The organism is Brevundimonas sp. (genome assembly GCF_031412435.1).
In the GTDB taxonomy this organism is placed as follows: Bacteria; Pseudomonadota; Alphaproteobacteria; order Caulobacterales; family Caulobacteraceae; genus Brevundimonas.
This window is the reverse complement of the sequence record NZ_JANODA010000005.1, coordinates 21,433-31,023: the sequence shown is the minus strand read 5'-3', so window position 1 is coordinate 31,023 and position 9,591 is coordinate 21,433. Positions and strand designations below refer to the sequence as shown.

Annotated in this window: 12 protein-coding genes; 10 read left to right on the top strand and 2 right to left on the bottom strand. The window is 67.9% G+C overall.

The window, feature by feature from the left end; genetic code table 11:
• Nucleotides 1–47 precede the first annotated feature (47 nt).
• Genes RMO01_RS00980 through RMO01_RS00965 form a run of 4 tightly spaced genes read left to right on the top strand, consistent with a single transcriptional unit; the run spans nt 48 to nt 3,367 of the window.
• Nucleotides 48–1,724, top strand: coding sequence for a ribonuclease J (locus tag RMO01_RS00980; RefSeq protein WP_309627184.1), 1,677 nt, complete (start codon nt 48–50; stop codon nt 1,722–1,724).
• A 3-nt stretch (nt 1,725–1,727) separates the two neighbouring features.
• Nucleotides 1,728–2,672: a hypothetical protein gene (locus RMO01_RS00975; protein WP_309627183.1), complete on the top strand. Its 945-nt coding sequence runs from the start codon at nt 1,728–1,730 to the stop codon at nt 2,670–2,672.
• 7 nt (nt 2,673–2,679) lie between these two features.
• The gene (gene mce, locus RMO01_RS00970; RefSeq protein ID WP_309627182.1) at nt 2,680–3,102 is read left to right on the top strand and encodes a methylmalonyl-CoA epimerase; all 423 of its coding nucleotides are present in this window, start codon (nt 2,680–2,682) and stop codon (nt 3,100–3,102) included.
• 1 nt (nt 3,103) lies between these two features.
• Nucleotides 3,104–3,367 (top strand): DUF1467 family protein, encoded by a 264-nt coding sequence (locus tag RMO01_RS00965; RefSeq protein ID WP_309627181.1) that lies wholly within the window; start codon nt 3,104–3,106, stop codon nt 3,365–3,367.
• Here RMO01_RS00965 and RMO01_RS00960 read toward each other — a convergent pair.
• Nucleotides 3,364–3,888, bottom strand: a complete 525-nt coding sequence (locus RMO01_RS00960; RefSeq protein ID WP_309627180.1) for a hypothetical protein — start codon at nt 3,886–3,888, stop codon at nt 3,364–3,366. The two genes, RMO01_RS00965 and RMO01_RS00960, sit on opposite strands and share 4 nt — an antisense overlap.
• Before the next feature lie 5 nt (nt 3,889–3,893).
• Nucleotides 3,894–4,307: a DUF2141 domain-containing protein gene (locus tag RMO01_RS00955; RefSeq protein ID WP_309627179.1), complete on the bottom strand. Its 414-nt coding sequence runs from the start codon at nt 4,305–4,307 to the stop codon at nt 3,894–3,896.
• A gap of 127 nt (nt 4,308–4,434) precedes the next feature.
• Here RMO01_RS00955 and proS point away from each other — a divergent pair, with 127 nt between their 5' ends.
• From proS to acpS, 6 genes are read left to right on the top strand one after another with little or no spacing between them, the layout of a single operon-like run.
• Complete coding sequence (gene proS, locus RMO01_RS00950) at nt 4,435–5,748, top strand: proline--tRNA ligase (RefSeq protein WP_309627178.1); 1,314 nt, start codon at nt 4,435–4,437, stop codon at nt 5,746–5,748.
• Nucleotides 5,745–7,046 (top strand): lipoprotein-releasing ABC transporter permease subunit, encoded by a 1,302-nt coding sequence (locus RMO01_RS00945; protein WP_309627177.1) that lies wholly within the window; start codon nt 5,745–5,747, stop codon nt 7,044–7,046. The genes proS and RMO01_RS00945 overlap by 4 nt, the downstream gene beginning before the upstream one ends.
• Nucleotides 7,039–7,740 carry an ABC transporter ATP-binding protein gene (locus RMO01_RS00940; protein ID WP_309627176.1) on the top strand — a complete coding sequence of 234 codons (702 nt, stop codon included), beginning with the start codon at nt 7,039–7,041 and terminating at the stop codon, nt 7,738–7,740. The genes RMO01_RS00945 and RMO01_RS00940 overlap by 8 nt, the downstream gene beginning before the upstream one ends.
• Before the next feature lie 54 nt (nt 7,741–7,794).
• Entirely contained in the window at nt 7,795–8,379 is a 585-nt protein-coding gene (pyrE, locus tag RMO01_RS00935) for an orotate phosphoribosyltransferase (protein ID WP_309627175.1), read from the top strand.
• Complete coding sequence (locus tag RMO01_RS00930; RefSeq protein ID WP_309627174.1) at nt 8,376–9,131, top strand: pyridoxine 5'-phosphate synthase; 756 nt, start codon at nt 8,376–8,378, stop codon at nt 9,129–9,131. The genes pyrE and RMO01_RS00930 overlap by 4 nt, the downstream gene beginning before the upstream one ends.
• Entirely contained in the window at nt 9,128–9,529 is a 402-nt protein-coding gene (gene acpS, locus RMO01_RS00925; protein WP_309627173.1) for a holo-ACP synthase, read from the top strand. The genes RMO01_RS00930 and acpS overlap by 4 nt, the downstream gene beginning before the upstream one ends.
• Nucleotides 9,530–9,591: the final 62 nt, after the last annotated feature.

Here is a 9,591-nt window from a genome sequence, read left to right as displayed (position 1 = left end):
CGCGGCCTGCTCGAAATCTGGCGCCGCAATACCCATCTGACGGACACATGAAAAAGAACAACCCAAACGACGAACTCGTCTTCCTGCCGCTGGGCGGCTCGGGCGAGGTCGGCATGAACCTCAACTGCTACGGCTACGGCCCGCCAGACAATCGCCAGTGGATGATCGTCGACGTCGGCGTGACGTTCGGCGACCTGTCGACGCCCGGCGTGGACATCATCGTGCCGGACCCGTCCTTCCTCGAGGGCGAGACCATCCGCGGAATCGTCCTGACCCACGCGCACGAGGATCACATCGGGGCCCTGCCCTGGCTGTGGAGCCGGATGAAGGCGCCCCTGTACGCCACCCCCTTCACCGCCTTCCTGATCCGCGAAAAGCTGCGCGACAACGGCGTCAAGGACGTCAAGATCATCGAGATTCCGATGGGCGGGCACGTCGATCTCGGTCCGTTCCAGGTCGATTTCGTCACCATGACCCACTCGATCGCCGAGCCGAACGGCCTGAAGATCACCACGCCGCTGGGCACCGTCTTCCACACCGGCGACTGGAAGCTGGATCCCGCCCCGGTCATCGGTCAACCGACCGATATCGCCACGATCACGAAGATGGGCGACGACGGCCTGCTGGCCATGGTCTGCGATTCCACCAATGTCTTCGTCGAGGGCGAGGCCGGGTCGGAAACCGAGGCCCAGGAAGGCCTGATCGAACTGATCGGCAGCCTCAAGAAGGGTCGCATCGCGGTCGGCTGTTTCGCCTCCAACGTCGCCCGGATGGTCAGCGTCATCAAGGCGGCGGACAAGGCGGGGCGCCGCGTCGCCCTGGCCGGTCGCTCGATGCACCGCATCACCGCCGCCGCCCGTCACGTCGGGCTGTTCAATGACAGCCAGCGCATCCTGACCGAGGACGAGGCACGGCACTGGCCGGCCGACGAGATCCTGTATCTGTGCACCGGCAGCCAGGGCGAGGACCGGGCCGCCCTGTCGCGTGTCGCCGACGGCTCCCACCCCTTCATCAAACTGGGTCTGGGCGACCACTGCATCTTCTCGTCGCGGGTCATCCCCGGCAACGAGCTGGCCATCGCCAACCTGCAGGACCGGATGGCCGATCGCGGCGTGCGCCTCTACACCGAGAAGGACCACCCCGGCATCCACGTCTCCGGCCACCCGTGCCGTGACGAGATGCGCCAGATGTACGCCTGGGCCCGCCCGCGCATCTCGGTCCCGACCCACGGCATGCGTCGCCACCTGATGGAGCACGCCGCCTTCGCCCGCGATCTGGGCGTCGAGGAGACGGTCACCCCGCGCAACGGCGACCTCGTCCGCCTGGCCCCCGGCAAGGCCGCGATCATCGACGAGGTCCCCAACGGCCGCCTCTACGTCGACGGCGGCATGGTCGTGACCGAGAAGGGCGAGGCCCTGCGCGAGCGTCGCCACGCCTCGACCAACGGCGTGCTGGTCGTCAGCTTCGCCATGGACAAGCGCGGCAAGATCGTCTCGGACATCGACGTCCGCGCCATCGGCCTGCCGGGCGACGAGGTCACGCCGCTGGGCGACGCCCTCGACGATCTGGCCGAGCGCGTTGAACAGGTCGTGGGCTCGCTCAAGAACGAGGCCCGCGACGATGATGATGTGGTCGAACAGGCCGTGGCCCGGGTGCTCAAGAAGGCCTCGCAGCAGATCTGGGACCGCCGCCCGATCGTCGAGACGGTGATCCTGAGGCTGTAATTGATGCGGCGCCCTTCGTTCGAACATGTTCGAGACAGGGGCCGCAGCCTCAAATACCGCGTCCGCCATGCCCGCCATCCCTTGGCCGGCTGGCGGAAATGGGCGGTGATCACGGGGCAGGGGCTGGCGGGGTTCGTCGTGCTGTTCCTCGCGACCAATCTGGCGCTCAGCCTGTCGACCTTCCGGGGCGAGGATCCGGCGTCACGCACGGCGCATGAACTGGCCGTCCTGTGGTTCAGCACGACAGGCGATACGCCGACGTCGGCCCAAGCGTTCCGCGTCATCCACGGCGGAGATGTGGGCGACGACCCGACCACAGCCGACTTCCGCGCCCATTTCGAGCGGGCTTCGGAGGGCGGCACCTTCCTGCTGGATCAGGTGATGGTCGACCGGATCCAGGCCGTGAACGGCCGGATCGACAGCCGGGTCATGCCGCCCGGAGTCTATGTCGGCGCCCATGCGCTGGGGCCGGACGACGCGCCTCTGGTCTGGATGACCAAATGGCTGGCGCACTATCTGCTGTTTCCCCGGCATGCCTATATTCTGGTGGTCCCGGAGGAGGGCGAGGCCCTGGCCTTCTCGGCCAGCCAGGCGGGCAAGTTCCCCGGCGACACCGATGCGCCCGACCGGCTGTCGGCCCGGCTCGCGCCCTATGACGACAACGCCTACGATTTTCCCAGTTCGGGCGAGGCGCTGCACGAGATGACCATTGTCAGCCGCGACCCCGCCGTGGTCGCGGACGCCCCGGCCGCGCTGGACCGCGCACGCCGCGACCTCGAAGCATTGAACGAGCCCTACGGCCTGCTGGCGCCCAACTCGAACACCGTGGTCGGCTGCATCCTGGAGCGCGCCGGCCTGATGGCGGCCGAGGTGCGACGATCCATCCTGCTGGCTTTGCGGGCTCCCGGCATGGGCGCGGCTTGCCCGGTTGCGGACGAGGGGCCATAGCGGGCGGATGATCGGCAGACTCAATCACATCGGCGTCGCCACGCCCTCGATCGAGGCCAGCGTCGCCCTGTACCGCGACATGCTCGGCGCCACGTCGGCCGGAGAGCCGTTCGACCTGCCGGCGCAGGGGGTGCGGGTCTGTTTCATCGACCTGCCGAACTCACAGATCGAACTGATCGAACCGCTGGGCGAAGACAGCCCGATCCACGGCTTCCTCGCGAAGAATCCGAAGGGCGGGCAGCATCACGTCTGTTTCGAGGTCGAGGACATCCTGATCGCGCGCGACGCCATGCGGGCCAGGGGTGCGACCCTTCTCGGGACGGGCGAGCCGCGCATCGGCGCCCACGGCACGCCCATTCTGTTCCTGCATCCGAAGGACATGGGCGGGGTCCTGGTCGAGCTGATGGAAACGCCCAAGGGAGAGCACTGACATGCCGATCGGCCCGATCACCATGTTCGCCATCTACATCGTCGTCTGGTGGGTGGTGCTGTTCACTGTCCTGCCGCTGGGCACGTCCGCGGAGACCCATGAGCCGCCCACCGATGGCAGCCAGTGGGGTTCGCCGAAGACGCCGGACCTGAAGCGCAAATTCATCACCACGACCTGGGTGTCGTTCCTGCTTTGGCTGTTCGTGATGTGGCTGGTCTTCATCGGCTGGATGCCGCTGCCGGACCTCGCCCCCCCGGTGCCCTAGGCGGCCGACAGGCTCGCGCGTCGCCGCCGGCGGAGAAGCGTCCGCACGATCTCGGCCGCATTCCAGCCCAGCAGCAGGATCAGGAACACCAGCATGACCACTCCGTGGGTCATGTTGATCAGTTGGCCGCCCTCGCGGCTGACGAGATCGCGCATGGCATCGACACGCAGGAACACCTCATTCACCCCGCCGCCGATCAGCAGATAATAGCTCAGGATCATGCTGGAGAGGTGGACGTGTTTCCACGCGACGTGGCGGCGGATCAGGCGACCTGATCCCCAGCCTGCGGCGATCAGGACGAGCGTGATGATCGCCAGCACATGCGGAAAGAAGAAGGTCCCGAGCTGATAGATGCCCAGGGCCGTCAGGTTGAGGATCACCTGCGAGGCGACGAAGACCTGACCCACCTGCCGGTGCCGGCGGGCGCCCTTGGGCGTCGCGAAGACATAGGCCCCGGCCGCGAGAGCGATGAGGCAGGCGAGGCTGTGCACCCAGCCGAGCGGGACAAGATCGAGGTTCATCGAACTCAGAGCCCCAGCGCGACGGGGATCACACCGCCCGCTGCGGGCACGTTGACCGCGGCGTCCCGGAAGGCCGGCGGCCCCATGACGGCCGGCGCGTTCCGGCTGTAGCCCCAGGGCTCGTTCGGTCGGCCCATCATGCCGAAGCCGAGGCGGCCGTCGGCGTTCACGTCCTGAAAGGCTGCGACGCCCCAGCGGCCGGCCGGCACGTTCTCGAAACGGGCCACGGCCGTACCGTTGCTGACGTTGACCTGGGCCGTTCTGGCGCAGCGCATCAGGCCCTCGGCTTCGGAACACAGCTGGACCATGACCGGGCCGCCGGGAACGGCGCCGGTCAGGCGAACCTCGACCGTCCCCGCTACGGCAACGGCGGGCAGGGCGAGGGCGACGAACAGGGCGGCGGTGAACAGGCGGGGCATTGATCTCTCCATGAAGCACTTTGAAAAACAAAGCACACTGCGATCATGGCGTCAAACGCGCTGCCATTGCGTTGCCAAGGTTCGCCCGCACGGGCTAGACGAGACGACCCCGAACAAGGACCGAACAATGCGCCTGTCGCGCTACTTCCTGCCCACGCTGAAAGAGGCGCCGTCCGACGCCCAGATCGTCTCGCATCAGCTGATGCTGCGCGCCGGGATGATCAAACAGGAGGCGGCCGGCATCTATGCCTGGCTGCCGCTGGGCCTGCGCGTCCTGAACCGCATCGAACAGATCGTGCGCGAGGAGCAGGAGCGGGCAGGGGCCGTCGAACTGCTGATGCCGACGCTGCAGCTGGCCGACCTGTGGCGCGAGAGTGGCCGCTACGACGCCTACGGCCCCGAGATGCTGCGCATCACCGACCGGCACGAACGCGAGCTGCTGTACGGCCCCACCAACGAGGAGATGATCACCGACATCTTCCGGGGCTTCGTGAAGAGCTACAAGGCCCTGCCGCTGAACCTCTTCCATATCCAGTGGAAGTTCCGCGACGAGCGCCGTCCGCGCTTCGGCGTCATGCGCGGGCGCGAATTCCTGATGAAGGACGCCTATTCCTTCGACATCGACGAGGCCTCGGCGCGGCGGGCCTACAACCGCATGTTCGTGGCCTATCTCAACACCTTCGCCCGCATGGGTCTGAAGGCCGTGCCGATGCGCGCCGACACCGGTCCGATCGGCGGCGACCTGTCCCACGAATTCATCGTCCTGGCCGACACAGGCGAGAGCCAGGTCTTCTGCGACAAGGCCCTGGTCGAGATGCCGGCGCCTGGTCCCGACGTCGACTGGAACGACTTGCAGGCGATCGTCGACGGCCGAACCTCGCTCTACGCCGCGACCGAGGAGATGCACGACGCCGCCCAGTTCGAGAGCCAGACGGCAGAGGGCGACCGCCTGACCGCGCGCGGCATCGAGGTCGGCCACATCTTCTATTTCGGCACCAAATACTCGGCCCCGATGAAGGCCAGGGTCGCCGGCCCGGACGGCGTGGACACCGAGGTCCACATGGGTTCCTACGGCGTCGGGGTGTCGCGCCTGCTGGGGGCCATCATTGAGGCCAGCCACGACGACGCGGGCATCATCTGGCCGGACGCCGTGGCCCCGTTCGATGTGGTGGTCATCAACCTGCGCGCCAACGATCCGTCGGTCTGCGAGGCCTGCGAGGCGGCGGTCGATGCTCTGGAAAAGGCCGGCAAGTCGGTCCTCTATGACGACACCGACGAGCGTCCCGGCGGCAAGTTCGCCACCGCCGACCTGATCGGCATCCCGTGGCAGCTGGTCATAGGTCCCAAGGGCGTGGCCGAGGGCGTCGTCGAACTGAAGCGCCGGGCGACCGGCGAGAAGTCGACCGTGCCCCTCGCGGCTGCGCTGGAGTCCATCGGTTGACGACGACGTCGGTCACACCTCCGCCCAAGCCCGCCGGCGCCTTCTCCGCCTGGGAGATCGGCCTGGCGCTCCGCTACCTGCGCGCCAAGCGCAAGGAGGGCGGGGTCGCGACCATCGCCATCATCTCCTTCATCGGAATCATGCTGGCCGTCGCCGTGCTGATCAGCGTCATGAGCATCATGGCCGGGTTCCGGAATGAACTGCTGGGCCGGATGCTGAGCTTCAACGGCCATATGTACGTCCAGGGCGAGGTCCTGATCGCCCCGAACCGGGACGCTATCGTGGACCGTCTGCGTGGGGTCGAGGGCGTAGTCAGCGTCACCCCCCTGACCGAGTCCCAGGCCATCATCCGCGCCGGCGGCCAGACGACCGGCGCCTTCGTGCGCGGCATCGCTCCGGCCGACCTCGACACCATGCAGTACGTCAACGCCAGCCTGTCGGACCAGGCGCGCGCCGGCTTCGGCCAGGGCGCCTACGGCGGCGACAATGTCCTGATCGGCCAGGCTCTGGCGGATGCGCTCGGCCTGCAGGTTGGCGATCCGATCGAGCTTTACTCGCCGACCGGCGCCGACTCCGCGTTCGGCAACCTCGGCGGGCTGAACAAGACCTACACCGTCGGCGGGACCTATTCCTCGGGCACCGCCGACTACGACCGCGCCTTCATCTTCATGCCGCTGGAACAGGCCCAGTTGTTCTTCGGCAAGGAGGGCGTCTGGGACGTCATTGAGATGAAGGTTCAGGACCCGGACCGCGTCGGCGAGTACCTCGCCCCCGTGCGCGAGGCGGCGGGACCCGGCGGCTTCGTCGTCGACTGGCGCGACAAGCTCGCCGCCTTCTGGGGCGCGCTGAAGGTCGAGCGGGTGGCGATGAGCATCATCCTCGGTCTCGTCGTGGCCATCGCCGCCATGAACATCATCTCGGGCATCGTCATGCTGGTGAAGAACAAGGGCAGGGACATCGCCATCCTGAGGACGATCGGGGCCAGCCCGTCGTCGATCCTGCGTGTCTTCTTCATGGCCGGGGCGACCATCGGCGTGGCGGGGACGCTGGCAGGGCTGACGCTGGGCCTGCTGTTCTGCCTGAACATCGGCGCGATCCAGCATTTCCTGGAGGCGATCACCGGGGTCCAGCTGTTCAACGCCGACGTCTATATGCTCGACGCCATCCCGGCCGAGGTCGATCCCGTCGATGTCATGTGGGTCGCGTTCTGGTCGCTGCTGATGAGCTGTTTCGCCAGCCTGCCGCCGTCGTGGAATGCGTCGCGGATCGATCCGGTGGAGGCCCTGCGCTATGAATAGCCCGGTCCTGTCCCTGCGCGGGGTGACCCGCACCTACACCACCGGCACGGGCGACCTGACGGTGCTGAAGGGCGTCGATCTGGACATCTTCCCCGGTGAACTGGTCGGGCTGATCGGGCCGTCCGGCTCGGGCAAGTCGTCCCTGCTGCATGCCGCCGGCCTGCTGGAGCGTCCGACCTCGGGCGAGGTTCGCATCGACGGCGAGGACGTGGGCCAGCTCGACGAGCGGGCCCGCACGCGGCTGCGCCTCAGCCGCGTCGGCTTCGTCTATCAGTTCCACCATCTGTTGCCGGAGTTCGACGCGCGCGACAACGTGGCCCTGCCGATGCGCATCGCCGGCTATCCTCTGGATCAGGCCCGCGCCCGTGCTGAAGAGGCCTTGGGCGCGCTCGGCCTGGCCGAACGCACCCTGCACCAGCCGGCCCAGATGTCGGGCGGGGAGCAACAGCGCGTCGCACTGGCCCGCGCCCTGGCCAACAGGCCGCGCCTCTTGCTGGCCGACGAACCGACCGGCAACCTTGACCCCGCCACCAGCCAGACGGTCTTCGAGTCGTTGCAGAAACTGGTCAAGGAAACCGGGGTGGCCGCCCTGATCGCCACCCACAATATGGAACTGGCGGGCCATATGGACCGCGTCTTCGCCCTGAAGGACGGCCATCTGGAAGAGCGCCAGGCCGAGAGCCGGGAATACTGACGCAGGCGCAAGGCCACGCTTCACCTGACCGGGTTCACGTCCTAGAACGGCGCCATGAACACCGAAGACGTCCTGAACGAGTTCCGTGCCGCCGGCGCCCTGCGCGAAGGCCATTTCGTGCTGTCGTCCGGGCTGCACAGCCCGGTCTTCCTGCAGAAGAACCTGGTCTTCATGGACGGCGCCCGCTGCGAGCGGCTGTGCAAGGCCCTGGCGGACAAGATCGTCGCCACGGTCGGGCCGGTCGATGTCGCCATCTCGCCCGCCGTCGGCGGCATCATTCCCGGCTATGAGACGGCGAAACACCTGAACGTCCGGTCCATGTACGTCGAGCGCGAGGGCGGATCGTTCAAACTGCGTCGCGGCTTCCACATCGAGCCGGGCGAAAAGGTCGTCATGGTCGAGGACATCGTCACCACCGGCCTGTCGAGCCGCGAATGCATCGCCGCCATCCAGGAGGCCGGCGGCACGGTGGTCGCCGCCGCCTGCATCGTCGACCGCTCCGGCGGCAAGGCCGATGTCGGCGTCCCCCTGATCGCGCTGGCGTCGCTGGAAGTGCCCGCATACCCCGCCGACGCCCTGCCGCCCGAACTGGCGGCCCTCCCGGTCGAGGACCCGGGCAGCCGGCGGCTGTCGAAATGAGCCGCCCGCCCGTCCGCCTCGGCGTCAATATCGATCATGTCGCGACGGTCCGGAACGCGCGCGGCGGGGTCCATCCTGATCCGGTCCGCGCGGCCGAGGAGGCGATCGGCGCCGGGGCCGACGGCATCACCGCCCACCTGCGCGAGGACCGCCGCCATATCGGCGATGCCGACATCGAGGCCCTGACCGCCCTCTGCAAGACCGCCGGCAAGCCTCTCAACTTCGAGATGGCCGTGACCGACGAGATGCTGGCCATCGCCCTGCGTCACAAACCCCACGCTGCCTGTCTGGTGCCCGAGCGGCGCGAGGAGGTGACCACCGAGGGCGGGCTGGCGGTGGCCGGTCATGAGGCGACCATGGAGCCCGTGGTCCGGGCCCTGTCGGACGCCGCCATCCGCGTCAGCCTGTTCATCGATCCCTCGGCCGACCAGGTCGAGGCCGCCGCCGCCGTCGGTGCGCAGGTCGTGGAGTTCCACACCGGCCGCTACTGTCACCTGCCGGCCGGAGAGCGCGGCGTGGAGTTCGACCGCCTCGCCGCGGCCTGCGCCCAGGCCGACATCCTGGGGCTGGAGGTCCACGCCGGCCACGGCCTCGACTACGAAACCGCCGCCGAGGTCCTGGCTATCCCTGAGATCCGCGAGCTCAACATCGGCCACTTCCTGATCGGAGAGGCGGTGTTCGTGGGCCTCGACGCCGCGATCCGGCGCATGCGGGACGCAATGGAGGCGGCCCAGGCCGGAACGCACGGGTGATCATCGGCGTCGGCGCGGACCTGTCGGACATCCGGCGCATCCAGGCGTCGATCGACCGCTTCGGCGACCGCTTCAAAAACCGCTGCTTCACCGAGATCGAACGCGACCGCTCCGAGCGCAAGCCGGACGCCGCCTGGAGCTACGCAAAGCGGTTCGCAGCCAAGGAGGCCTGCGCCAAGGCGCTGGGCACCGGGATGCGTCGTGACGTCTACTGGAAGGACATGGGGGTGGTGAACCTGCGTTCCGGCCAACCGACCCTGGCCCTGACCGGACCGGCGGCGGAGCATCTCGAACGGCTGACGCCCCCCGGCCACACCCCGCACATTCATCTGACCCTTTCCGACGAACACCCCTACGCACTCGCCTTCGTGGTGATCGAAGCCTTGCCCACGGCGTAATCGGGATATACCGCTGCGCGGATACGAGCCGCGTTCGGCGGCCTGGGACGAGCTTTCACACG

Bases quoted from the DNA above. Each gene is read 5' to 3' on its own strand.
- RMO01_RS00980 (WP_309627184.1), top strand. From the start codon at position 48: ATGAAAAAGAACAACCCAAACGACGAACTCGTCTTCCTGCCGCTGGGC.
- RMO01_RS00975 (WP_309627183.1), top strand. From the start codon at position 1,728: ATGCGGCGCCCTTCGTTCGAACATGTTCGAGACAGGGGCCGCAGCCTC.
- mce (WP_309627182.1), top strand. From the start codon at position 2,680: ATGATCGGCAGACTCAATCACATCGGCGTCGCCACGCCCTCGATCGAG.
- RMO01_RS00965 (WP_309627181.1), top strand. From the start codon at position 3,104: ATGCCGATCGGCCCGATCACCATGTTCGCCATCTACATCGTCGTCTGG.
- RMO01_RS00960 (WP_309627180.1), bottom strand. From the start codon at position 3,888: ATGAACCTCGATCTTGTCCCGCTCGGCTGGGTGCACAGCCTCGCCTGC.
- RMO01_RS00955 (WP_309627179.1), bottom strand. From the start codon at position 4,307: ATGCCCCGCCTGTTCACCGCCGCCCTGTTCGTCGCCCTCGCCCTGCCC.
- proS (WP_309627178.1), top strand. From the start codon at position 4,435: ATGCGCCTGTCGCGCTACTTCCTGCCCACGCTGAAAGAGGCGCCGTCC.
- RMO01_RS00940 (WP_309627176.1), top strand. From the start codon at position 7,039: ATGAATAGCCCGGTCCTGTCCCTGCGCGGGGTGACCCGCACCTACACC.
- pyrE (WP_309627175.1), top strand. From the start codon at position 7,795: ATGAACACCGAAGACGTCCTGAACGAGTTCCGTGCCGCCGGCGCCCTG.
- RMO01_RS00930 (WP_309627174.1), top strand. From the start codon at position 8,376: ATGAGCCGCCCGCCCGTCCGCCTCGGCGTCAATATCGATCATGTCGCG.